The following is a 23734-nucleotide window of genomic DNA, read 5'->3' on the forward strand; positions in this document are numbered from 1 at the left end:
CCGCCCACGTGAGCGTGAAAAGGAACGCAACCTATGGTCAACGCCACCGAGTCCGCCCAGGTGACCCTCGCCCCCTTCCCGGTTCCCGCCGGAACCGCCGTCGGGGCGGCGATGCGTGAGCTTGAGCTCCCGAACAAGGGCCCTGACGCCATCGTCTGCGTCAAGGACACCGAGGGGAACCTGAAGGATCTGTCCCACACCCCGGAAACCGACGCTGAGTTCACTCCGGTTCCCGCCAACAGCGAGGATGGCCGCTCCGTCATCCGCCACTCCTGCGCCCACGTGCTGGCCCAAGCCGTGCAGGCCGAGTTCCCGGGCACCAAGCTCGGCATCGGTCCGGCCATCGAGAACGGCTTCTACTACGATTTCGACGTCGCCGAGCCGTTCACCCCGGAGGATCTCAAGCGCATCGAGAAGCGCATGAAGAAGATCATCAAGTCGGGACAGCGTTTCGAACGCCGCGTCTACGCCTCCGCTGAGGCGGCCGCGGAAGAGCTCAAGGACGAGCCCTACAAGCTGGAGCTGGTCCAGGACAAGGGCAACGTGGACCCCGACTCAGACGAGGCCACCGAGGTGGGCGCCGGTGATCTGACCGCCTACGACAACGTGAACCCGCGCACCAATGACGTCGAGTGGTCCGACCTGTGCCGCGGCCCGCACATCCCGACCACCCGCTACATCCCGGCGTTCGCGCTGACCCGTTCCTCGGCCGCGTACTGGCGCGGTGACCAGGACAACGCCGATCTGCAGCGCATCTACGGCACCGCGTGGGAGGACAAGGAGTCGCTGGAGGCCTACCAGCACATGCTGGCCGAGGCCGAAAAGCGCGACCACCGCCGCCTGGGCAATGAACTGGACATGTTCTCCTTCCCGGACGAAATCGGCTCCGGCCTACCGGTGTTCCATCCGAACGGCGCGACCGTCCGCATGGAGATGGAGGAGCACTCCCGCCGACGCCATGTCGCGGCCGGCTACTCCTTCGTCACCACGCCGCACGTGACCAAGTCGGACCTCTTCGAGAAGTCGGGCCACCTCGGCTTCTACAAGGACGGCATGTTCCCGCCGCTGCAACTGGACGCGGAATACGACGCCGAGGGCAACGAGACCAAGCCGGGTCAGGACTACTACCTGAAGCCGATGAACTGCCCGATGCACAACCTGATCTTCGATTCCCGTGGTCGTTCCTACCGCGAACTCCCGTTGCGCCTGTTCGAGTTCGGCACGGTCTACCGCTACGAGAAGTCCGGGGTGGTGCACGGCCTGACGCGCGCCCGCGGTTTCACCCAGGACGACGCCCACATCTACTGCACCGACGAGCAGCTTGAGGAAGAGCTGACCAGCGTGCTCGACTTCATCATCTCCCTGCTGAAGGACTACGGGCTGGATGACTTCTACCTGGAGCTGTCCACCAAGGACCCGAAGAAATACGTCGGCGACGACGAGGTCTGGGAGCGCTCCACCGAGATTCTGCGCCGGGTGGCCACCGAGTCCGGTCTGGAACTGGTGCCGGACCCGGAGGGTGCCGCCTTCTACGGCCCGAAGATCTCCGTGCAGGCCCGCGACGCCATCGGACGCACCTGGCAGATGTCCACCGTGCAGCTGGACTTCAACATGCCGGAGCGCTTCAACCTGGAGTACACCTCCTCGGACGGTTCCAAGAAGCAGCCGATCATGATCCACCGTGCCCTGTTCGGTTCCATCGAACGCTTCTTCGCGGTGCTGCTGGAGCACTACGCCGGCGCCTTCCCTGCCTGGCTGGCACCGCACCAGGTCATGGGCATCCCGGTGGCGGATGAGTTCATTCCGCACCTGGAACAGATCACCGCGCAGCTGCGGGAGAAGGGGATCCGCGCCACCGTGGACACCTCAGATGACCGGATGCAGAAGAAGATCCGCAACCACACCACCGGCAAGGTTCCGTTCATGCTGTTGGCGGGGGCCCGCGACGTCGAGGCCGGAGCCGTCAGCTTCCGCTTCCTGGACGGTAGCCAGGTCAACGGCGTACCCGTCGATGAGGCCGTGAACCTGATCAGCACCTGGATCACTGAGCGCAACAACACGCAACCGAGCGAGGAAGTCATTGCCGCACGACGCTGAGCAGGCAGGGGGAGAAAGAGTCTGGGTAGACCGCGGGGTAGGCGAGCCGGACCGGCTGACCCGCCTCTGGGCTCCCTACCGGATGTCCTACATCAACCGGGGCGTCGGCTCTGGTGACCCCGAGGCACCCGCCGCCCGGAAAGCCGACCCCTTCGTGGAGGCCCCCAAGCAGTCGGACGAGGAGAGCCTGATCGTCGCGCGTGGTGAACACGTCTACGCGATCCTGAACCTCTACCCGTACAACAGCGGTCACCTGATGGTGATCCCGTACCGCAAGGTCGCGGAGCTGGAGGCGCTGACGGATCAGGAGTCGACGGAGATGATGCGCTTCGCCCAGCTGGCGATCCGCACCATCAAGGCGGTCTCCCAGCCGGAGGGCGTCAACGTGGGTTTCAACCTGGGCAAGGCCTCGGGCGGCTCGGTCCGCGAGCACCTGCACATGCACGTGGTGCCGCGCTGGGCTGGGGACGCGAACTTCATGACGGTACTGTCCGGGACGAAGGTGCTGCCCCAGCTGCTGCGGGACACCCGCGAACTGCTCGCGGAGGAATGGGCGCGCATTGTCGCCGGGGACGCCCGTGCGGCGGGAAGGGACGCCGATGCTTAGCACCCGCGGCCGTCGGCCGGCGGCGATCTTCGTGGAGCCCGTCGCGAAGTTCTTCAACCGGGCCGGGATCTCGCCCAACGCAGTGACGCTCCTCGGCGCGGTGATCACCATCCTGATTGCGGTCGTGCTCATCCCGGCCGGCTACCTGGCCTGGGCGGCGGTGCTCTCCGGGATCTTCGCGGCCTTCGACATGGTCGACGGCACCATGGCCCGGCTGCGCGGCGGGGGCACTAAATTCGGTGCCACCCTGGACGCCACCTGCGACCGGATCACCGACGGCGCCCTGTTCGGCGCCGTGACATGGTGGCTGGTCTACAGCTATGACGCCCACCCGAGCCTGGTCGCCGCCTCCCTGGTGGTCCTGGTGGCCTCCCAGGTGATCTCCTATGTCAAGGCCCGGGGTGAAGCCAGCGGCTTCCGCATGGTCGGCGGCCTCGTCGAACGGCCCGAGCGGCTCATCGTCGGTCTCGTCGGCGTCGGTCTCCAGGGCTTCGGCGTGCCTTATGCCGTCGACGTCGCCATCTGGGCGCTCGCCGTAGGCTCGGTGTACACCGTGGTCCAGCGGCTGGTCATGGCGCACAATGCGCCGCAGGCCGAGGAACCGGCGGAAGCCCCGGCCGGAACGAAGGAAGCTACCGCATGAGTGTCCTCCGCGCGCTGTGGCAGGACCGGGACCCGGTTGCCGCCGGCTATCTGCTCGGTTGGAAGGTGGTGGGCCAGCTGCCGGAGGCGCTGGCCCGCTCGCTCTTCAATCTCGGCGCGGACCTGACCAGTGACCGGGGCCGGGGAATGGAGCAGCTGCGCCGCAACCTCGCGCGCATCGTCGGCGAGGAAAATGTCACGCGGGACCTCGTCCGGGCGTCGGTGCGCTCCTACGCCCGCTACTGGCGTGAGGCCTTCCGTCTGCCGCGGTTGTCCGGGGACCCGGCCCTCGGCGCCACGTTGCGCGACGCCGTAGTGGGCAAACAGCTGGTGGCCGAATCCGTGGCCTCCGGACGCGGCGTCATTCTCACCCTGCCGCATTCCGGGAACTGGGACATGGCCGGACTCTACCTCGTGCAGCAGTACGGGCAGTTCAGCACAGTGGCGGAGCGGCTGCAGCCGGAGGTGCTCTATGAGGCCTTCGTGGAATACCGCGAGTCATTGGGTTTCCAGGTACTGCCGTTGACAGGTGGTACCCCGTCCTATCCGAAGCTGAAGCAGGTGCTCGAGGAAGGTGGGATCGTCTGCCTGATGGGCGAGCGGGATCTGAAGCAGCGTGGCGTGGCCTGCGAGATGTTCGGTGAAGCCACTTCGCTGCCCGCCGGGCCCGCGCAACTGGCACTGGAGACCGGAGCGGCCCTGCACGTGGTCCATTGCTGGTACCCGGCTGAAGGAGAGTGGGGCTTCAGTGTCTCCGATGAGGTGGAGGTCAGCGACCTTCCGGAAACCGTGCAGCGCATCGCCGATCTGTTCGCGGCGAATATCGCGGCACACCCGGAGGACTGGCACATGCTCCAGCCCCAGTGGACCGCCGACATCGAGGCCCGGAACCGGAGACGGCAGCAGGCCGCGGCGGGGGAGGGCAGCGTATGAGGATCGGCATCGTCTGTCCCTATAGCTTCGACGAACCCGGCGGAGTTCAAGCTCATATCCTTGATCTCGCTCGGGTTCTGATCGCCGCCGGACATACTGTCCGGGTCCTGGGGCCCTGCTCCCCCAACACCGAGGTCCCTGATTTCGTGGTCAAGGGCGGGCGCTCGATCCCGATCCGCTACAACGGCTCGGTCGCCCGTCTGGCCATCGGTCCGCAGGTCCTGCGGCGGGTCCGGAAGTTCCTCCGGGAGGGGGAATTCGACGTGCTCCACCTCCACGAGCCGAACTCACCGAGCTACTCCATGGCCGCCCTATGGGCCGCGGAGGGGCCGATCGTGGCCACCTACCATGCCTCCAGCTCCGGATCGACCGTGCTGAAGACCTTCCAGGCGGTGCTCCGTCCCTACCTGGAGAAGATCCGGGGCGGCATCGCGGTTTCCGAGATGGCGCGGCGTTGGCAGGTCGAACAGCTCGGCGGGGATCCGGTGCTCATCCCCAACGGTGTGGACACCGGCATCTACCGCGCCGCATACCAGCGACACCTGGCACAGGTGGCGGGGCAGGAGCCGCCGGCACCGGTGGAGATCGTCTTCCTGGGCCGGCTGGATGAATCCCGGAAGGGGCTGGACATCCTCCTGCGGGCGCTCAGCCGCATCGAGCGCGACATCCGGGTGACCGTGATGGGCGGGGGTCGGCCGCGCGCCATGGAAGGCGTCGACTTCGTCGGCCGGGTCACCGATGAAGAGAAGGCGGCGATCCTCGGCCGGGCCGACATCTACGTGGCACCGAACACCGGGGGCGAAAGCTTCGGCATCGTCCTGGTGGAGGCGATGGCCGCCGGCTGCGCGGTCGTCGCCAGTGATCTCGAGGCGTTTTCTCTGGTGTGCGACGCCGGATCCCCGGAACCCGCCGGCGTTCTGTTCCGCACCGGCTCAGACCGGGAGCTCGCACAGGCCCTCTGCACGCTCATCGACGACCGGGCGGCCCGGGACCGGCTGGTCCGCGCCGGCCAAGAGCGGGCCAGACTCTATGACTGGTCCAGTGTGGGCCGGGACGTTCTGGCGGTCTATGAGACGGTCACCGACGGCACGACGGTGGGAGTGCGCTGATGATCTGGTGGGTTCTGCTCGCGGTGATCGTCACCGCAGTCCTGCTGTGGGCCTATTTCACCGCGCAGCGCCTGAACCGGCTGCACATCCGTACCGATTCCGCGCTGCAGAACCTCCAGGCGGCGCTGGACCTGCGGGCCTCACTGGTGGAGGCGCTGATACCGGAATTGACCGCGGCGGCCCGCTCTGCAGCGGCACTTCCCCTGGTCCACAATGGTTTCGATCAGCGGGCCGCCCGGGAACGTCACCTCGTCGAGGCCCTGACGCATCGCGTGGGAACCGCCTCGGCCCTGCCCCCGCAGTTGATCGACGCCACCGCCCGGGTGGAGTTGGCCCACCGGTTCTACAACGACGCCGTGACCACCACCCGGGCTCTCCGGACCCGCCCTCTGGTGCGGTTTTTCCGCCTGGGTGGCACGGCGCCGCTGCCGGACTATTTTGAGCTGTCACAGGTGGAGATGAGCGAATAGTGAACTCCCGGTAGCGCCGGTACCGCCCAGTTTCGGGGCGGCACACCACGGCCGGGTCGCAGGAACTGGGGCAGTCTCCTGTCATGGACGCTCACCAGCTCCACCTGCCGGCATTCATCTCGGCGACGGCGACGGTCGTGGTGGTGCCCACGCTGAGAGACGCCGCGCTGATCTGGCGGGTCAAGGCTTCGGTGGAGGCGGCCCCGCAGCCGTATTCGCCGCCAGGTGCGCCCGCAGTCCCGTCGTGGGAACATTTTCCTCGGCCTTGGGCACAGCCGCCAGCTTCGGCACCGCTATGGCCGCTGCATGAGCCACTTCCGTCACCAGTCAGGAGGGCACCGGGCTGTTCTTTTCCATGTTCGGCTGGACGTTGGGGCAGGAAGTGCTGTTCTCCTTTATCTTGGCGTTTCGCCTCTGGTGGGCGAAGCGGTCGGCGGCACAATAGAAGCCACCCCGTGCCACTCCGGCATTCCTCGTTGCTGCTCCCGGTATTTTTCCGGCTGAATGGAAACCACCCCAACGAGCGCGCCCGGTTCACATCCTGCGGATAGTGCGGACTATCATGAAAACTGATAACTCGAAGTTCTCAAACGCAGGAGGCGTGACCTACACGTGAGCAGCAACACTTCTTCCACCGGTACCGGAACCGGCCGAGTCAAGCGCGGTCTCGCCGAGATGCTCAAGGGCGGTGTCATCATGGACGTGGTGACCCCGGAGCAGGCGAAGATCGCCGAGGACGCCGGAGCCACCGCGGTGATGGCCCTGGAGCGCGTTCCGGCCGATATCCGGGCGCAGGGTGGCGTCTCCCGCATGTCGGATCCGGACATGATTGACGGCATCATCGAAGCCGTGTCCATTCCGGTGATGGCGAAGGCCCGCATCGGCCACTTCGTGGAGGCGCAGGTCCTGCAGGCCCTCGGCGTCGATTTCATCGACGAGTCCGAGGTGCTCACCCCGGCCGATTACACCAACCACATCGACAAGTTCGACTTCAAGGTTCCGTTCGTCTGTGGTGCGACCAACCTGGGTGAGGCGCTGCGGCGTATCAACGAGGGTGCCGCGATGATCCGCTCCAAGGGCGAGGCCGGTACCGGTGACGTCTCCAACGCCGTGACCCACATGCGCACCATCCGCGCCGAGATCAACCGCCTGAAGTCCATGGCTGAGGACGAGCTCTACGTCGCGGCCAAGGAACTGCAGGCCCCCTATGAACTGGTCCGCGAGGTCGCCGAGAAGGGCGAACTCCCGGTCGTGCTGTTCACCGCCGGTGGTATCGCCACTCCGGCCGACGCCGCGATGATGATGCAGCTGGGTGCCGACGGCGTGTTCGTCGGTTCCGGCATCTTCAAGTCCGGCAACCCCGAGCAGCGTGCCCGGGCCATCGTCCAGGCCACCCAGAACTACGACGACCCGACGACGGTGGCCGACGTCTCCCGCGGCCTGGGTGACGCCATGGTCGGCATCAATGTCGACGACATCCCGGTGCCGCACCGTCTGGCCGAGCGCGGCTGGTAGCTCCTGCCCACCGCTTCCGCGTGCGGAGCGTGGCTGACACTGACGCCCACCTCCGGGGATGTCCCGGGAAGGTGGGCGTCTGCTCGTGGTCGGGACCGGTCAGTTGACGGAGTCCACGATGGCGTCCGGATCGTAGGGCTGACCCATGTTCAGCAGCAGGGTGAAGATGACAGCGATGATCACCAGCACGATGAGGATGGTGCGGACCGGGTGGCGCACCATCTGGGCCAGTCCCCAGTCCGCCGCGTTTGCAGGCTTATCGTCGGTGCCCAGGTAGCGCCAGCCCTCGTCCAGATAACCTTTGCGGTCCGCCCACATCATGAACGGCAGCGCCGCCCAGGGGATCACGGACACCACCAGGCCAACAATGCCCAGCCAGAACGGCCAACGGTTGTTGACCCAGATCAAGATGGTCATGGCGGCAAAACAAAGGAAGCCGAAGCCGTGGATGGGACCGGCAATCGGGACCAGGGCGTCGGTGACGCCGGTGTATTTGAGGATCATGCCGAGGATGAGCAGCGTCCAGGTGACCATCTCCAGGCCCGCGGCGGTCCGGTGCAGTAAACGGGGTGTCATAACCGTCAGGCTAACTCACCGCGATCCACTGGAATTAACTCGTGTCCGCAGGCGGTAGACTGTGTGAGGTACTTCACCGAGGGTGCTGGTGGGGGGACAGACCCGGACCACCGGCGCACCGACGACCCACATGAGGAGCAGGACAGCATTGAGCGGTATCGCACACATTCTGGGCATTGAACAGATCGACCGGGACATCTACCGGGGACCGGTGGTGGCGTCGGAGCTGCCACGCACCTTCGGCGGTCAGGTGGCCGCACAGACACTCGTCGCCGCCACGAGGACGGTCCCGGAAGGCTATGATGTGCACTCCTTGCACGGCTACTTCCTCGCCGGGGGTGATGCCGCGGCGCCGACCATCTTCCTGGTTGACCGCATGCGTGACGGCCGGAGCTTCCAGGTGCGGCAGGTCAAGGCGGTGCAGGATGGCCAGACCATCTTCTCCATGCAGGCCAGCTTCCACCGCCGGGGAGACTCTGGACCGGAGCATGCGGACCGGATGCGGGACGTCCCGGGACCCGAGGAGTTCGCGGTCGACGGCAAGGCGATCGCACACTCCCGTGCTCACCTGGAGGAATGGGCGGACTGGGACATCCGCGTGGTGCCCGGCGACCTCTACGAGAAGAACCCCCACACCGCCACGGAACAGGTGGTCTGGTTCCGGTCGAAGGAGAAACTGCCGGATGACCACACCTTCCACGTGTGCACGCTGGCGTACATGTCCGACATGACGCTGCTGCACTCTGCCACGGTGCCGCATCCCAACCACAAACTGCAGATGGCCTCCCTGGACCACGCCATGTGGTTTCTGCGTCCCTTCCGGGCTGATGAGTGGCTGCTCTATGACCAGCGTTCGCCCTCGGCAGCCAATGGCAGGGCCCTGACCCACGGCCGGATCTTCAACGAGGCGGGGGACCTGGTGGCGATCGTCAACCAGGAGGGGCTGACCCGCACCCACCGTGACCAGACCGGACAGTGACCAGACACCAGCAACAGAAAAGAGCACAGACCATGACGGAACCACGTATCGGCATTCTGGCGGTGCAGGGCGGTGTCCGCGAGCACGAGCGCACCCTGGATCAGCTGGGGGTGGCCCATCGGCAGGTCCGGCGCCTCGAGCACCTGAAGGGCATCGACGGCCTGATCCTTCCAGGGGGCGAGTCCACCACGATGTCCCGCCTGCTGGAGCTGGGCGGTCTGCTGGAGCCACTGCGCGAGGTGATCGCCGGGAACCTGCCCGTCTACGGCACCTGTGCCGGAATGATCCTGCTGGCCAACCAGGTACTCGACACCCGGCCGGACGCTCATCAGCTCAACGGGCTGGACATCACCGTGCGGCGCAACGCCTTCGGCCGCCAGGTCGACTCCTTCGAGGCAGAGCTCGACGTCACCGGGATCGAGGAACCCGTTCCGGCGGTCTTCATCCGGGCTCCGTGGGTGGAACGGGTGGGGCCGGACGTGCAGCAGCTCGCGACCGTACCGGACGGTCCCGCCGCCGGCGCCGTGGTCGCTGTGCAGCAGGGCAATGTCCTGGCCACCAGTTTTCACCCCGAGGTCACCGGTGACACCCGCATTCACCGCTACTTCCTCTCGCTTGTCGCGCGCAACACCCCGCGCCTGTAGCTGTCCGACGGCAGATTTTCCCGGCAGTCACTACCGGCCGGTTTGTCCCGCTGCGTATAATCGACGAAGCAACATTGAATCACCGGTGAGGCGCTCCCCGCAGGCCGCAGAGCCTGACGGGTGGAGCGACACCGGTACCGCCGAAGGAAAGGACTGGTATGGCCGGCCACTCAAAGTGGGCAACCACCAAACACAAGAAGGCGGCGAACGATGCCAAGCGTGGCAAGGAGTTCGCGAAGCTGGTCAAGAACATCGAGGTTGCGGCGCGTACCGGTGGCGGCGATCCCTCGGCGAACCCGACGCTCGATGACATGATCAAGAAGGCCAAGAAGTCCTCCGTTCCCAACGACAACATCGAGCGCGCCCGCAAGCGCGGTTCCGGCGAGGAAGCCGGCGGTGCCGACTGGGAATCGATCATGTACGAGGGTTACGGCCCCAACGGTGTGGCCATGCTCATCGAATGTCTGACGGATAACCGCAACCGCGCCGCCACCGAGGTGCGGACCGCCATGACCAAGAATGGCGGCAACCTCGGTGAATCCGGCTCCGTGGCGTACATGTTCACCCGCCAGGGAGTCGTCCTGGTGGAAAAGGGCGAGTTGACCGAGGATGACATCCTCATGGCCGTGCTCGAGGCCGGCGCAGAAGAGGTCAATGCCATCGGGGAGCGGTTCGAGATTCTCTGCGCCCCGACCGATATCCCGGCCGTCAAGGAGGCCCTGACGGAGTCCGAGATCGTGATCGACGACTCCGAGCAGGACTTCCGGGCGTCGGTCGAGGTTCCGCTGGGTGCGGATGACGCGCGGAAGATCTTCCGGCTCATCGACGCCCTCGAGGAATCCGATGACGTCCAGAACGTGTGGACCAACATGGACCTGTCTGAAGAGGTGCTCGCCGCACTCGCCGAGTGATCCGGCATTCCCGACGCCCCGATCTCCACCCGGTCCTGCCGGTGGCGGAGGTCGGGGCGCTGATCTTCGCAAGAGTGTGCTAATAATCAAGGTGGCGGAAACGTCGGCAGGCAGCCGCGCGTCCGTGGCAGAGCGGCCGGGAAGTCGAAAGGCGGTTGACAGGCGTGAACCTTGAGGGGCTTCGGGTCATGGGCATTGATCCCGGGCTGACCCGGTGCGGGCTATCCGTGGTCCAGGCGGGCCGGGGGAGGGCGGTGCTGCCCGTCTCCGTCGGCGTAGTGCGCACGCCCTCCGACTCCGAGCTCACCGAACGGCTACTCCGGATCTCGCGCGCGGTGGGCGAGTGGATGGATGAGTACCAGCCGGATGTGGTGGCCATTGAGCGGCTGTTCGAACGCGGTAACGTCTCCACCGTCATCCACACCGCGCACGCGGTCGGAGTTCTCATGCTGGCGGCGGCGGAACGTCACGTCCCGGTCCACATGTACACGCCCAGCGAGGTCAAGAAGGCCATCTCCGGAAACGGTCGCGCCGACAAGAAGCAGATGACCGTCATGATCACTCGCATCCTGGGGCTGGCGGAGCCGCCCAAGCCCGCCGACGCCGCCGACGCCCTCGCTCTGGCGGTCTGTCACTGCTGGCGCGCCCCGCTGCTCGAGCGGGAGAAACAGGCGCTGCAGCGCCGTGACGCCGAACTCGCCGCCCGGCACTCCAATCATCCGGTTGCCTCCGGCCGCAACCCTGTCCCAGGAGCCAGATCATGATCGCGTCACTGCGCGGCACTGTCACCACCATCGGTCTCGACCACGCCGTCATCGAATGTTCGGGCGTCGGCTACCTGTTTACCGCCACCCCCCGCACGCTAGCTGAGCTGCGCCGCGGGGAGGAGAGCAGTGTGTTGACCACCCTGGTGGTCCGGGAAGATTCGATGCAGCTCTACGGATTCACCGACAGTGAGAGCCGGGAGATGTTCCACCTGCTGCAGACGGTCAGTGGACTCGGCCCTCGTCTGGCGGTGGCTTCCCAGTCTGTCCTCGACCCGGGTGAGATTGCGCGGGCGGTACGTGACTCCGACTCCAAGACTCTCCAGCGGATTCCCGGGGTGGGGAAGCGGGTCGCTGAGCGGATGATCCTGGAGCTGAAGGAGAAGGTGTCCCACTTCGCGGAGCCGGTCCCCGAGGGGCCCGTTCCCGCCGCGCAACTACCGGTCGGTGCGGACCATGTGGCCGATGAGGTCACCCAGGCCCTGTTGGGGCTGGGATTCGCAGAAAAGGAAATCAGCAAGGTGGTCGCCGAAGTCCTCGCTCAGCAGCCGGAACTGGATACCGCAGTGGCCTTGCGGGCATCGTTGACCGCCCTGGGTAAGAAGTAGGCGGGCGGCAGCACTCATGTCAGACGTGGAGAAGACCGAATTCCAGTTGCCGCCCCAGTCCGATGGCCCGGGTCGGGATCCGGACACCCCGCTCGATCCGTATTCCCAGCCGCAGGAGCAGGACGGGGAACGTACGCTCCGGCCCCGTAGCCTGGAGGAGTTCATTGGGCAGCCGAAGGTCCGTGGTCAGCTCGACCTTGTGCTGACGGGGGCGAAGAACCGTGGGGTCACCCCGGACCACGTGCTGCTGTCCGGGCCGCCCGGGCTGGGGAAGACGACGATGGCGATGATCATCGCCCAGGAGCTCGGCACCAGTCTCCGGATGACATCCGGGCCCGCTCTGGAACGGGCCGGGGATCTGGCGGCGATGCTGTCGAACCTGATGGAGGGGGATGTCCTGTTCATCGACGAGATCCACCGCATCGCCCGCCCGGCGGAGGAGATGCTCTACATGGCGATGGAGGATTTCCGCATCGACGTCATCGTGGGCAAGGGCCCGGGCGCCACGTCCATTCCCCTGGAACTGCCGCCCTTCACCCTGGTGGGGGCAACCACCCGCGCGGGCATGCTCACCGGTCCGCTGCGTGATCGCTTCGGATTCACCGCCCAGATGGAGTTCTACGATGCCACGGACCTCACCAAGGTGGTGACCCGCGCCGCCCGCATCCTCGACGTCGGCATCGACGCTGATGCAGCCGTCGAGATCGCGTCGCGTTCGCGGGGTACCCCGCGTATCGCCAACCGCCTGCTGCGGCGCGTGCGTGACTACGCCGAGGTCCATGGCGACGGGCATGTGGATCTCCCGGCCGCCCGGGAGGCGCTGCAGATCTTCGATGTTGACGGCCAGGGCCTCGACCGGCTCGATCGGCAGGTGCTCAACGCCCTGGTGCGCGGGCATGGCGGCGGTCCCGTCGGCGTGAACACTCTGGCGGTCGCGGTGGGCGAGGAATCTAGCACTGTGGAAGAGGTGTGCGAGCCCTACCTCGTCCGCGCCGGCCTGGTGGCGCGGACCGGCCGGGGGCGCGTGGCCACCGCCGCGGCGTGGGCGCATCTGGGGCTGACGCCGCCGGAGGGAACGATCGGGGCGTGGTCCGAGGACTGACCCTCCCGGCACTGTCGCCGGGGACGCCTTGCACCAAGCTTGATGATATCTGTGGATTTCCTGTGTTTGTCAGCGCTGGATCGTGAAAAAGCTGCTGGTTCTGGCAGACTGGGGCTATTATGGAAATTCTTCTGCTAGTAATTCTGCTCCTGGTCTTCCTGTTGCCCTCCTTCCTGATGATGCGCAAGCAGAAGCGCAACCAGGCGGAGATCCAGACCTTCCAGAACTCGTTGCGGCCGGGGGACAAGGTGGTCACCGTGTCCGGCCTGCACGGCACCGTCACCGCCATCGCCGAAACCAGCGTGGTCCTCGAGGTCGCCCCCGGGATCGACATCACCATGGAGAAGATGTCGGTCGTCCGCTACCAGCACACCGGCATGGTGGGCACCGCGGACTCGGCCGGCGCGGTGGGTTACACCCACCCGGAGGACACCCCGGAGGCCCCTCTCGACGACCAGCGTGGCCAGAGCCCCTCAGAACCGCCCTTCCAGGCCGGCGGAGACACCGGATCCGTGGACAACGCCCCCGAGGACCCGGAGAACCGGGACACCGACGGTGATCACCCGGAGAACCGGCCTTAAACCACCACCACCGCACCCTGAAACCCAGGGGCGGTGGTTTTGTTGTGGTGGACGATTCGACCCGTGGAGCATGCGGGTTGGGTCGCGTACTGGCCGGGGTCATAACGTACGATGATCCGTTGTGCCCACGGGCGCGGGTTTCCGCATCCGTGCCAGTAGATACATCTTGTCCGTGAATTTTTGAGTCACGCCCGCCTCCGTCGGAGTTCCCGGCGGTCAGGACCGCCGAGTTCCCCATGGTGGCAACCGTTCCAGGCGGGGCGTCGGCCACTTCGTCCCAGAGGGGAGACGTCCTTGTCCGCAGCATCCCGTCGAGGTAGAGCCGGGGGCCGGTCCGGCTCCGGAACTGCCCGACGCTCCTGGCCCAGCCGGGCGATCGCGCTATTCGTGCTCATCGTCCTGGCAGTGTTCGCTCTGATCTTCTTCACCGGTGACCGCTCCGCGACCCCGAAGCTCGGCATCGACCTGCAGGGCGGCACCCGGGTGACCCTGGTCCCGCAGGGCCAGGAACCCACTCCGGATCAGCTGGCGCAGGCCCGCCAGATCCTGCAGAACCGCGTCAACGGCATGGGCGTGTCCGACGCCTCTGTGGTCGCTGACGGCAACACGCTGGTAATCACCGTCCCCGGCGAGGACACCTCGCAAGCCCGCGCGGTCGGCCAGACCTCCCAGCTGTACTTCCGCCCCGTCACCCAGGGCGGCATGCCTGACCCGCTCCAGGTTCCCGAGCTGACCGGCGAGATGGCCAATGAATGGGTCGCAGCCGGGGTCCTCACCCCGGAGGAGGCCGAGGAATCGGTGTCCACCATCATCGGCGCGATCAACGACGCCAATGAGCAGCAGGCCCAGGCGGCCGGGGAAGAAGGCACCGACATCGAGGTGGAGCCGGTGGCGGAGCCGGAGATCACGGCTACCCCGGCACCCGAACCGGAGAACTCGATCGAGGCCGGTGAGCGTCGCGCCGAGGTCACGGACATGCTCCGCGAGCACCGCCAGTCCACCGACCCATCGGTCCAGTTCGTCACCCAGGCACTGATGCAGTGCGGCCCGGAGGAGGAGACGGACCCGCTGCAGGGCACCGACGACCCGACGCTGCCGCTGTTGGCCTGCGAGCCGTCAACCGGTCAGATCATGCTGCTCGGCCCGGTGCCACTGCTCTCCGGGGAGACGGATGAGGAGAACGGTGAACGGCTGACCGGAAACCAGATCGACACGGATCGCCCGATCAACGGCGGATTCAACCAGCAGACCGGACAGATGGAGGTCTCCTTCTCCTTCGAGTCCGACGGCGGTGAGCGGGGCGCCCAGACCTGGTCGGAGCTGACCACCGAGTACCTGCAGCAGCAGGTCGCGATCACCCTGGACTCCCAGGTGATCTCGGCTCCGGTGATCCAGTCGCCCACGCCGGTGGGGTCGGCGACCTCCATCACGGGCCAGTTCACCCAGGAGGAGGCACAGAACCTGGCGAACAACCTCCGCTACGGCGCTCTGCCGTTGTCCTTCGCCGGTGAGAACGGCGAGTCCGGCGGCACCGCGGAAACCGTGCCCCCGTCGCTGGGTGCCGCTGCCATGCAGGCCGCGCTCATCGCCGGGCTGGTGGGACTGGTCCTGGTGGCGCTGTTCGTCTTCTTCTACTACCGGATGTTCGGGTTCGTCTCGCTGCTCACCCTGGCCGCCGCCGGCGTCCTGCTCTACGGCACCCTCGTGCTGCTCGGGCGGTGGATCGGCTACTCCCTGGATCTGTCCGGCATGGCCGGCATCATCATCGGTATCGGCACCACGGCCGACTCCTTCGTCGTTCTCTACGAACGCATCAAGGACGAGGTACGGGAGGGTAGAACCTTCCGCTCGGCGGTTCCCCGTGGTTGGGAGCGTGCGCGGCAGACCATCGTCACCGGCAACATCGTGACGCTGCTGGCTTCCGTCATCATCTACGTCCTGGCCGTGGGCGAGGTCAAGGGCTTCGCCTTCACCCTGGGACTGACCACCGTCTTCGACCTGCTGGTCACCTTCATGATCACCGCGCCGCTGATGCTGTTGGCCGCCCGCCGCCCCTTCTTCGCCAAGCCCTCGGTCAACGGCATGGGTGCGGCCTTCGCCTTCGCCGAGAATGTCCGTGCCGAGGCGACGGCAGCCGCCGAGCAGCGCGAGGCCAGGGCGGAACCGCTGGTATCCGCCACCGGTGGTGCCACCGCCGTGGCTGACAGCAGCGAGGCATCCCCGTCAGCTGAACACCCCGGGAACCGGGACGAGGAGAAGTAGCATGAGCACCCTTTCCACCAAGAAGCGTCCCAGGGCCGGTCTGTACTCGGCATCCGGTGGCATCGACTTCATCGGCCGCTCCAAACTCTGGTACTGGATCACCGCGGCCCTGCTGGTGATCTCCCTGCTGGCGATCGTGATCCGCGGCTTCTCCCTGAGCATCGATTTCGAGGGCGGCACCAAGATCTCGCTGCCGGCCGCCGACCACCAGATCGAACAGGTCGAGGAGACATTCGTCGAGGCGACAGGCGTGGAACCCGAGCTGACCCAGGTGGTCGGCGCGGGTGACTCCCGGACCCTGGAAATCACCGCCGAACGGCTCAGCGAGGACCAGATCATGGACGCCCGCATGGCCCTCTATGAGGAGCACCAGCCGCTGGACTCCTCCGGCGAGCCCTCTCCGGACGCGGTGGGCGACTCGACCGTCTCCGAGTCCTGGGGTTCGACGATCACCCAGCGGATGTTGATCTCCCTGGTCGTCTTCCTCCTGGCGGCCTTCGCGTACATCGCGTTTCGCCTGCAGCGGGAGATGGCGGCCGCCGCGATGATCGCCCTGGCCGTCGACGCCGTCGTGATCGCCGGTATCTACGCCGTCTTCGGCTTCGAGGTTTCCCCGGCCACCGTCATCGGTCTGCTGACCGTCCTGTCATTTTCCATCTATGACACCGTGATCGTGTTCGACAAGGTCCGGGAGAACACCGTCGGCCTGTACGACTCCACCAGAAGTACCTATGGGGAACAGGCGAACCTGGCGGTCAACCAGACCGTGGTGCGCTCCATCTCCACCTCGGTGATCTCCGCCCTGCCGATCATTGCCCTGATGGTCGTGGCCGTCTGGATGATGGGTGTGGGAACCCTGCGTGACCTGGCCCTGATCCAGCTGATCGGCGTCATCGAGGGTGTGTTCTCCTCGTTGTTCCTGGCTACGCCACTGTTGGTGACCCTCCAGAACCGCCGCAAGCAGACCCGGGAGCACAATGCCCAGGTCAAGGCCGCCCGGGAGGGCACGGGCACCGGTGCCGCGCTGCCGACCACCGGGGAGGCCGGCGAGATCGGCGACCTGACGGAGACCGCCGGGGAGGCCGGAGCCGGTGGATTGGAGACCGCGCCGAACGGCCGCCGCACCATCGTCTCGCCGAACCAGCAGGAGCCCGGTGACGGCGGCGTCGGAGCCTCCTGGCGCCCCGGCCGCTGACCCGTCGGCGGCCGCGGAAGCGCGGCGTCGTCACGCGGCTGAGCCCCGTCCCGGGCAGGAAAGCGATCTGTCACGATCGCGGTGCGGGGCGGGGTTTCCCCGTTGCGGGGAGCACGTATAATTCAACCCGGTATCTGGGCGCGGATCATCCGCGCGGCAGTTGTGGGAAGGACTGGGTGAACCCGAAAGTGAAGCTTGAGGCGGCGACGCGACAGCGGCCGCGGACGCTGTTGGCGGCGCTGGGGCTGGGAGCGGCCCTGACGCTCGGTGCCTGCGCCCCACCGCCGGAGGAACCGTCGGAATCCACCAGCCTGGACAGCTTCGGCTACGCCGTGCCATCGGTGCTGGAGACCAGCAACACCGGCACTCTGGAGGGGGCCTCGAATGGTGCCCTCCTCCTGTCCACCCGGCTGTACCCGGGGGTCTACATCCCGGGGCCCTCAGGGCAGATGATCCCGAACTCGGATCTGATGCAGCACCAGGTCTTGCCCGGCGCCAACCGCCAGGTGATCTACACCATCGCAGATGACGCCACCTACTCCGACGGCACTCCGGTCACCTGCACGGACTACCTCCTCAGCTACAAGGCCGGGGTGCTCGAAGCCCTGTTCGGCTCCCATCTGCCGCTGACCCAGCAGGTCGAGCGGATGGACTGCAACCCCGGCTCCAAACGCTTCACGGTGGTGTTCCAGGAGGGCAAGGGAGACCGCTGGCGCCAGCTCTTCGGCCCAGGATCCGTCCTGCCGGCGCATGCCATCGCCGGGAAGGCGGGCATGAGCACCGGGGAACTCCACACCGCCCTGATGGACGAGAACTGGGAGGCACTGGCCGAACCGGCCCGCATCTGGCGGGAAGGCTTCCGGTTGAGTGAGTTCGATCCGGAGCTGCAGGTCTCCTCCGGACCGTTCAAGATCGAATCCGTGGGGGAGCGCGGGGAAGTCACCCTGGTGGCCAACGACACCTTCTACGGCGATCCACCCGCGCTGGACCGCCTGGTGGTCTGGCCCGAGGACGTGGCCAAGACCGAGCTGGTGGAGCAGGGGGCCCTGCGGGTGGCTGAGGCGGACACCTATGACTGGGTGGACCGGGACGACCCGATGAACCCCTATGAGATCGAGCAGAGCGTCGGGCAGCTGACCGAGACCCTCACGTTGGGCAACGCCGGGGTGTTCTACAGCTGGGACGCCCGGCAGGCCTTCGCCGCGTGCGTGGACCAGCGGGCGGTGGCCGCCGCCTCCTCGGCGGTCTCCGGTATCGAGGTGCCGCCGGTGGCGACCCACGTGGTCAGCCACGATGATCCCGTCGCCCGGCAGCTGACGGAGGTGACTGAGCCGCACCTGGAGACCAACCCGACAGTGGCCGCACCCTACGCGGGCATGACGGTGCGGATCGGCTACCAGGGGCCCGACGAACGGAAGGCCGCCATGGTCGAGGCGATCCGGGACTCCTGCGAGCCCATGGGGATCACCGTTCTCGACGCCGCCGCTGAAGGCTCGACGCTGGCCGACCTCAACCGCACCCTGACGGGACAGTGGGGTGAGGAAATCCACCGGGAGGGTGCCATCGACGCTGTGCTGCGTGAGGTCGACCCGCAGATGGAATACGCCGAGGTCGCCCCTGACGTCGGGGACGTCCCGGGGCTGCGGGAGGCCGAGGAGCAGCTGTGGGAGCAGGTCCCGGCCATTCCGCTGGCGGCCCAACCCCGAACATTCGTCATTGATGGTGATGTGGGTAACGTGGTGGTGTACACAGGTCTTTCCGGGATCGGCTGGAACATGGACCGGTGGCGCTACGACGGCCCCGAGCGACAGGAAGAAGAATAAGTGTCCGAGAACAGATACCGTGACGCCGGGGAGGCGCTCGCGGACAAGATTCGGCTGGTGGAGGATTTTCCCACGAACGGGGTGCTCTTCGAGGATCTCACCCCCGTGCTGGCCGATGCGGACGCGTTCCAGATCGTCGTCGACGAGCTCGCCGCCGCCTGTCAACGGCAGGGCGCGGACCTGATCGGTGGGTTGGACGCCCGCGGTTTCCTGCTCGGCTCGGCGGTCGCCTACAAGCTGGGGCTGGGCATCCTGGCGATCCGGAAGAAGGGCAAGCTGCCGCCGCCGGTGCACTCTCAGGAGTACGCCCTGGAGTACGGCACCGCGGCCCTGGAGATCCCGGCCGACGGGACCGAACTCGCGGGCAAACAGGTGGTGCTGGTCGACGACGTGCTGGCCACCGGTGGCACGCTCGTGGCGGCCCGGAACCTGATTGAAAAGTGTGGCGGCGAGGTGGCCGGCAATGTCGTGGTGCTCGAGGTCGATGGCCTCGGGGGCCGGGAGCGGCTGGCCGGTTCGCCGCTGGTAGTCATCAACGAACCTGCTGCGCAGGAGTAAGCGAGGGCCAGGGTCATGAGCTCGGACCGGAATAAACAGCGCACCTCGGTGGGCGTGCGGAGCATGTCTGCCCGCCTCGCACGCAGCCTGACCGGTGCCCGGATCAAGACCAATCCCGTACTCGATCCGCTGCTGTCGATCCACCGGCAGTTCCACTCCAAGGCGGACGCCGAGCTGCTGGAACGCGCCTATGCCACGGCGGAGCGCCTGCACACCGGGGTGTTCCGCAAGTCGGGCGACCCCTACATCACGCACCCGCTGGCCGTGGCCACCATCGCCGCGGAGATCGGCATGGACACCACCACCCTGGTGGCGGCGCTGCTGCACGATACGGTGGAGGACACCGACTACTCGCTGGAGGATCTGACCGCCGACTTCGGTGAGGAGGTCGCCCGCCTGGTGGACGGGGTGACCAAGCTGGACAAGGTGGCCCTGGGCGCCGCCGCGGAAGCGGAGACCATCCGCAAGATGATCGTGGCGATGAGCCAGGATCCGCGGGTGCTGGTCATCAAGGTAGCCGACCGGCTGCACAACATGCGCACCATGCGCTTCCTCCCGCCGGAGAAACAGGCCAAGAAAGCCCGGCAGACCCTGGAGGTCATCGCCCCGCTGGCACACCGGCTGGGGATGGCCAGCATCAAGTGGGAGTTGGAGGACCTCTCCTTCGCGATCCTGTACCCGAAGAAGTACGAGGAGATCGTGCGGCTGGTGGCGGACCGGGCCCCGTCCCGGGACCGCTACCTCAAGGACATCATCGACCAGGTGCAGGGCGCGCTGAAGGAGAACGCGATCACCGCCGAGGTGATGGGCCGGCCCAAGCACTACTGGTCGATCTACCAGAAGATGATCGTCCGGGGCCGCGACTTCGACGAGATCTTCGATCTGGTGGGCATCCGCATCCTGGTGGAGAACATCAACAACTGTTACGCCGCGATCGGCGTGGTGCACGCGCTGTTCTCGGCCATGCCCGGCCGTTTCAAGGACTACATCTCCGCGCCCCGCTTCGGTGTCTACCAGTCCCTGCACACCACGGTGATGATCCCCGGCGGCAAACCGCTGGAGGTGCAGGTGCGCACCCAGGAGATGCACTACAACGCCGAGTTCGGCATCGCCGCGCACTGGCGCTACAAGGAGACCAAGGGCTCGCACTCCGGTGACAAGGCCGAGGTGGACCAGATGTCCTGGATGCGCCAGCTGCTGGACTGGCAGAAGGAGGCCGCGGACCCCAACGAGTTCCTGGACAGCCTCCGTTATGACCTGACCGCCAAGCAGATCTTCGTGTTCACCCCGAAGGGGGACGTGGTCAACCTCCCGGTGGACTCCACGCCGGTGGACTTCGCCTACGCGGTGCACACTGAAGTGGGCCACCGTTGCATCGGCGCGAAGATCAACGGCAAGCTCGTCGCCCTGGAGACCAAGCTGAAGTCCGGCGACCGGGTGGAGATCTTCACCTCCAAGGACGCCAATGCCGGTCCCAGCCGGGACTGGCAGGACTTCGTGGTCTCCCCGCGCGCCAAGGCCAAGATCCGGCAGTGGTTCGCTAAGGAACGCCGCGAGGAGCACCTGGAGGCCGGCCGCGACGCCCTGGCCGCAGAGGTCCAGCGCGGGGGACTGCCGATGCACCGGCTCTTCACCGCCCAGTCCATGAAGACCGTGGCCAGCGAGCTGCACTACCCGGACGTCGACGCCCTGTACACGGCGATCGGCTCCGGTTCCGTGGCGGCAGGCCACGTGGCCCACCGGCTGATGGCCGCCTTCGGTGACCAGGATGACGCCGAGGACGCCCTGGTGGACCGCACCCCGTTCTCGGAGATCGTCAGCTCCCGGTCCAAGACCGTGGACGGTTCCGCCGGGGTGCTGGTCGAGGGCAGTCCGGACGTCATGGCGAAGTTGGCCAGGTGCTGCCAGCCGGTGCCCGGGGACGAGATCTTCGGCTTCGTCACCCGCGGCGGCGGGGTCTCGGTGCACCGTACCGACTGCACCAATGCCGAGAAGCTCCGCCAGGAGCCGGCGCGGCTGATCGACGTCTCATGGGAGTCCGAGAGCTCGCGGTCCACGGCTTTCGCCGCGACCGTGCAGGTCGAGGCCCTGGACCGCGCGGGGCTGCTCGCGGAACTGACCCGACTCATCAGTGAGCTGAAGCTCTCCGTGATGGCGATGAACTCGAAGGCCTCCGATGACCGGATCGCCGTCATCCGCTTCACCTTCTCGGTGTCCGACACCAAGCAGTTGGGCACCCTCATGACGGCCCTGCGCAACACCGAAGGGGTCTTCGACGTCTACCGGGTGACCAACTGAGCCCTCTGGCCGACCCGGCGGACCGGGGCGCGGGACGTTCCGCGCCCCGGTCCGCGGTGTCATAGACTGAGGACCCATGCGTCAGTCATATGGATCGGCCCTCGCCCCCGACGGATCCGCCATCGCCTATATCGTCCGTGACGGTGGCTACCCCTACGCGGTCCGGGCCCGGCTGACGGAGGACGGCATCGGGGAGGAGGAGACCGTTCCGTTGCCGATCGAGGGTCGCGGAGCGGTCACCCGGGTACTCTACTCACCCGACGGACGCTGGATCGCGTGCGAGGCCTCACCCAAGGGCAGTGAACGGCTGGTCACCTGGATCGTCCCCGCCGAGGGCTCCGGCGGTAAACGCCACGACGACGAGGCGATCATCCTGCACACCCAGGAGGACGTGCTGACCACCCTCGTCGAATGGGACGGCGACCGACTGGCCATGAACGCCCTGACGAGCAATGGGGTGACCGAGGCCCGCCTGGTCGATCCGGAGTCCAACACCTTCGAGGTACTGGACCGGCGCACCGACAGCCTCCTGGTGGCGGCGGAACAGGGCCATGCCCTGATGCGCGTCGGCCCCCGCGGCGGCCGGGAGCTGCTCCTGGTCACCCCGGACGGCACCTGGCTGCCGTTGTTACCGCCGGATCCCGGCTCGACCACGGAGACCGGCGGTTTCCTGCCGGACGCCGGGGAGGATGAGCTGGCCGTCATCATCTGCACCGACCACGCCGGCGAGCGGCGCCGGGTGGTCCGACTGGGCGTCACCGGCGGCCTGGTCACCGAAACCGGACTCATCACCAACGGGGACGCGGAGGTCGACGAGTTCGTGATCAGCGAGGACCAGACCACGGCCGCGGTGCTCTGGAACGTCGCGGGCATCTCCTCGCTCGAGCTGCTGGCCCTGGGCCAGACGCAGACGATCACCATGCGCCGCACCGTGGAGCTGGACGGCATGGTGGCCACCGGCATGTCCCTCACCGACGACGGTTCCCTGCTCTCGCTGACGGTGGAGGGCCCGAATCTGGCGCCCACCGTCGAGGTGATCGCCACGGATCTGGGGCAGCAGGAACACTTCCGCCCGGCAGTGGACAGGCAGGCGGCCCGGGCCGGGCGCGAGGAACTCGTACCCGAACTGGTCCACTACATCGCCCGTGACGGACTGGAATTGTCCGGCTGGCTCTACCAGTCCTCGCCGGCCACTGCCGCAGGGGAGGAACAGGGCACGCCCCAGCCCACCTATATCCACCTCCACGGCGGGCCGGAGGGACAGTCCCGCCCGATCAACCACGACGTCCTGACCGCGCTGACCGATTCCGGGGTCACCGTGTTCACGCCCAATATCCGCGGCTCCAAGGGCTCAGGAAGGTTCTTCCAGCACGCCGATGACCGTTACGGCCGCTTCGCCGCCATCACTGACGTGGCCGACACCGCCCACTTTCTGATCGACGCCGGGGTGGCGAACCCGTCGCTCCTGGCTCTGGGAGGTCGCAGCTACGGCGGTTATCTCTCACTCATGGCGGCCGCCCACCACCCCGAACTGTTCACCGCGATCGTCGACGCCTGCGGCATGACCAGCTTCCGCACCTACTTCCGCAGCACGGAACCCTGGCTGGCGAGCGCGGCGTACCCCAAGTACGGCTATCCCATGCATGACGCCGAACTACTGGTGGAGATCTCACCGCTCCACAAGGCCGGGCAGGTCCGGTCCCCGGTGCTTTTTCTGCACGGCGAATGGGACAGTAATGTACCGCCGGAGGAGTCCGAGCAGATGCGGGCGGCCCTGGCGCGCCAGGGCGTCGACACCCGTCTGGTGGTGGTTCCGGGGGAGGGGCACCAGTTCGTCAAGCCCCGCAGTCGACGTCTGATCGCGGAGACCATGCTGGATTTTCTGGCCGTCCACGGCATGGTGCGCGTGCCGGACCTCTCGCGTTTCGACGCCCCGGGCGTCCCGGCGGACCGCGGGCCGTCCGGAGCTGAGACCCCTGCGGGTTCGGAGAGGGACGCGGGAAGTCGGGTGGTGATCCGCCGGGGCCGGGGCTTCCAGTGGTTGGAGAGCCGCTGAGGCG

21 protein-coding genes are annotated in these 23734 nt (G+C 66.9%); 20 read left to right on the top strand and 1 reads right to left on the bottom strand.

Features of this window, described 5'->3' with window-relative positions; genetic code table 11:
* Positions 1-33: 33 nt before the first annotated feature.
* The 7 genes from thrS to pdxS all read left to right on the top strand — a co-directional run bounded on the left by thrS (position 34) and on the right by pdxS (position 7373).
* Complete coding sequence (gene thrS, locus ACQCVD_RS01135) at positions 34-2097, top strand: threonine--tRNA ligase (RefSeq protein ID WP_426821844.1); 2064 nt, start codon at positions 34-36, stop codon at positions 2095-2097.
* Entirely contained in the window at positions 2081-2704 is a 624-nt protein-coding gene (locus ACQCVD_RS01140) for an HIT family protein (RefSeq protein ID WP_426821845.1), read from the top strand. Before thrS ends, ACQCVD_RS01140 begins: the two co-directional genes overlap by 17 nt.
* Positions 2697-3347, top strand: a complete 651-nt coding sequence (gene pgsA, locus ACQCVD_RS01145; protein ID WP_426821846.1) for a phosphatidylinositol phosphate synthase — start codon at positions 2697-2699, stop codon at positions 3345-3347. Before ACQCVD_RS01140 ends, pgsA begins: the two co-directional genes overlap by 8 nt.
* On the top strand, positions 3344-4279 hold the full coding sequence (locus tag ACQCVD_RS01150; RefSeq protein ID WP_426821847.1) for a phosphatidylinositol mannoside acyltransferase: 936 nt from the start codon (positions 3344-3346) through the stop codon (positions 4277-4279). The genes pgsA and ACQCVD_RS01150 overlap by 4 nt, the downstream gene beginning before the upstream one ends.
* On the top strand, positions 4276-5388 hold the full coding sequence (locus ACQCVD_RS01155) for a glycosyltransferase family 4 protein (RefSeq protein WP_426821848.1): 1113 nt from the start codon (positions 4276-4278) through the stop codon (positions 5386-5388). Before ACQCVD_RS01150 ends, ACQCVD_RS01155 begins: the two co-directional genes overlap by 4 nt.
* Positions 5388-5858, top strand: a complete 471-nt coding sequence (locus tag ACQCVD_RS01160; protein WP_426821849.1) for a hypothetical protein — start codon at positions 5388-5390, stop codon at positions 5856-5858. The genes ACQCVD_RS01155 and ACQCVD_RS01160 overlap by 1 nt, the downstream gene beginning before the upstream one ends.
* A 612-nt stretch (positions 5859-6470) precedes the next feature.
* Positions 6471-7373: a pyridoxal 5'-phosphate synthase lyase subunit PdxS gene (gene pdxS / locus ACQCVD_RS01165; protein WP_426821850.1), complete on the top strand. Its 903-nt coding sequence runs from the start codon at positions 6471-6473 to the stop codon at positions 7371-7373.
* Positions 7374-7472: 99 nt separating this feature from the next.
* On the opposite strand, the gene ACQCVD_RS01170 is transcribed toward pdxS, so the two are convergent.
* Positions 7473-7949 (bottom strand): DUF3817 domain-containing protein, encoded by a 477-nt coding sequence (locus ACQCVD_RS01170; RefSeq protein ID WP_426821851.1) that lies wholly within the window; start codon positions 7947-7949, stop codon positions 7473-7475.
* Positions 7950-8079: 130 nt separating this feature from the next.
* On the opposite strand from ACQCVD_RS01170, the gene ACQCVD_RS01175 reads away from it, so the two are divergent.
* From ACQCVD_RS01175 to ACQCVD_RS01235, 13 genes are all read left to right on the top strand, one after another.
* Entirely contained in the window at positions 8080-8928 is an 849-nt protein-coding gene (locus tag ACQCVD_RS01175) for an acyl-CoA thioesterase (protein ID WP_426821852.1), read from the top strand.
* Positions 8929-8960: 32 nt separating this feature from the next.
* Complete coding sequence (gene pdxT / locus ACQCVD_RS01180) at positions 8961-9572, top strand: pyridoxal 5'-phosphate synthase glutaminase subunit PdxT (protein ID WP_426821853.1); 612 nt, start codon at positions 8961-8963, stop codon at positions 9570-9572.
* 158 nt (positions 9573-9730) lie between these two features.
* Complete coding sequence (locus ACQCVD_RS01185) at positions 9731-10483, top strand: YebC/PmpR family DNA-binding transcriptional regulator (protein WP_426821854.1); 753 nt, start codon at positions 9731-9733, stop codon at positions 10481-10483.
* A gap of 164 nt (positions 10484-10647) precedes the next feature.
* Entirely contained in the window at positions 10648-11247 is a 600-nt protein-coding gene (gene ruvC / locus ACQCVD_RS01190; protein WP_426821855.1) for a crossover junction endodeoxyribonuclease RuvC, read from the top strand.
* The gene (gene ruvA / locus ACQCVD_RS01195; RefSeq protein ID WP_426821856.1) at positions 11244-11855 is read left to right on the top strand and encodes a Holliday junction branch migration protein RuvA; all 612 of its coding nucleotides are present in this window, start codon (positions 11244-11246) and stop codon (positions 11853-11855) included. The genes ruvC and ruvA overlap by 4 nt, the downstream gene beginning before the upstream one ends.
* Positions 11856-11871: 16 nt before the next feature.
* Positions 11872-12957, top strand: a complete 1086-nt coding sequence (ruvB, locus tag ACQCVD_RS01200) for a Holliday junction branch migration DNA helicase RuvB (protein WP_426821857.1) — start codon at positions 11872-11874, stop codon at positions 12955-12957.
* Positions 12958-13076: 119 nt separating this feature from the next.
* Positions 13077-13538 (top strand): preprotein translocase subunit YajC, encoded by a 462-nt coding sequence (gene yajC, locus ACQCVD_RS01205; RefSeq protein WP_426821858.1) that lies wholly within the window; start codon positions 13077-13079, stop codon positions 13536-13538.
* A gap of 294 nt (positions 13539-13832) precedes the next feature.
* Entirely contained in the window at positions 13833-15800 is a 1968-nt protein-coding gene (gene secD / locus ACQCVD_RS01210) for a protein translocase subunit SecD (protein ID WP_426821859.1), read from the top strand.
* Position 15801: 1 nt separating this feature from the next.
* Positions 15802-16995, top strand: coding sequence for a protein translocase subunit SecF (secF, locus tag ACQCVD_RS01215; protein ID WP_426821860.1), 1194 nt, complete (start codon positions 15802-15804; stop codon positions 16993-16995).
* A gap of 176 nt (positions 16996-17171) precedes the next feature.
* Positions 17172-18818: an ABC transporter substrate-binding protein gene (locus tag ACQCVD_RS01220; RefSeq protein ID WP_426821861.1), complete on the top strand. Its 1647-nt coding sequence runs from the start codon at positions 17172-17174 to the stop codon at positions 18816-18818.
* Positions 18819-19376: an adenine phosphoribosyltransferase gene (locus ACQCVD_RS01225; protein WP_426821862.1), complete on the top strand. Its 558-nt coding sequence runs from the start codon at positions 18819-18821 to the stop codon at positions 19374-19376.
* Positions 19377-19391: 15 nt separating this feature from the next.
* Complete coding sequence (locus ACQCVD_RS01230) at positions 19392-21674, top strand: RelA/SpoT family protein (protein WP_426821863.1); 2283 nt, start codon at positions 19392-19394, stop codon at positions 21672-21674.
* 76 nt (positions 21675-21750) lie between these two features.
* On the top strand, positions 21751-23730 hold the full coding sequence (locus ACQCVD_RS01235; protein WP_426821864.1) for a prolyl oligopeptidase family serine peptidase: 1980 nt from the start codon (positions 21751-21753) through the stop codon (positions 23728-23730).
* Positions 23731-23734: the final 4 nt, after the last annotated feature.

Origin of the sequence: Corynebacterium halotolerans (assembly GCF_050107895.1) — a bacterium.
Lineage (GTDB): Bacteria > Actinomycetota > Actinomycetes > Mycobacteriales > Mycobacteriaceae > Corynebacterium > Corynebacterium halotolerans_B.

What these genes read in the sequence shown, in the direction of transcription:
- thrS (WP_426821844.1), top strand. Translation starts at nt 34, where the DNA reads ATGGTCAACGCCACCGAGTCCGCCCAGGTGACCCTCGCCCCCTTCCCG.
- pgsA (WP_426821846.1), top strand. Translation starts at nt 2,697, where the DNA reads ATGCTTAGCACCCGCGGCCGTCGGCCGGCGGCGATCTTCGTGGAGCCC.
- ACQCVD_RS01150 (WP_426821847.1), top strand. Translation starts at nt 3,344, where the DNA reads ATGAGTGTCCTCCGCGCGCTGTGGCAGGACCGGGACCCGGTTGCCGCC.
- ACQCVD_RS01155 (WP_426821848.1), top strand. Translation starts at nt 4,276, where the DNA reads ATGAGGATCGGCATCGTCTGTCCCTATAGCTTCGACGAACCCGGCGGA.
- ACQCVD_RS01160 (WP_426821849.1), top strand. Translation starts at nt 5,388, where the DNA reads ATGATCTGGTGGGTTCTGCTCGCGGTGATCGTCACCGCAGTCCTGCTG.
- ACQCVD_RS01170 (WP_426821851.1), bottom strand. Translation starts at nt 7,949, where the DNA reads ATGACACCCCGTTTACTGCACCGGACCGCCGCGGGCCTGGAGATGGTC.
- ACQCVD_RS01175 (WP_426821852.1), top strand. Translation starts at nt 8,080, where the DNA reads ATGAGGAGCAGGACAGCATTGAGCGGTATCGCACACATTCTGGGCATT.
- pdxT (WP_426821853.1), top strand. Translation starts at nt 8,961, where the DNA reads ATGACGGAACCACGTATCGGCATTCTGGCGGTGCAGGGCGGTGTCCGC.
- ACQCVD_RS01185 (WP_426821854.1), top strand. Translation starts at nt 9,731, where the DNA reads ATGGCCGGCCACTCAAAGTGGGCAACCACCAAACACAAGAAGGCGGCG.
- ruvA (WP_426821856.1), top strand. Translation starts at nt 11,244, where the DNA reads ATGATCGCGTCACTGCGCGGCACTGTCACCACCATCGGTCTCGACCAC.
- ruvB (WP_426821857.1), top strand. Translation starts at nt 11,872, where the DNA reads ATGTCAGACGTGGAGAAGACCGAATTCCAGTTGCCGCCCCAGTCCGAT.
- yajC (WP_426821858.1), top strand. Translation starts at nt 13,077, where the DNA reads ATGGAAATTCTTCTGCTAGTAATTCTGCTCCTGGTCTTCCTGTTGCCC.
- secF (WP_426821860.1), top strand. Translation starts at nt 15,802, where the DNA reads ATGAGCACCCTTTCCACCAAGAAGCGTCCCAGGGCCGGTCTGTACTCG.
- ACQCVD_RS01230 (WP_426821863.1), top strand. Translation starts at nt 19,392, where the DNA reads ATGAGCTCGGACCGGAATAAACAGCGCACCTCGGTGGGCGTGCGGAGC.
- ACQCVD_RS01235 (WP_426821864.1), top strand. Translation starts at nt 21,751, where the DNA reads ATGCGTCAGTCATATGGATCGGCCCTCGCCCCCGACGGATCCGCCATC.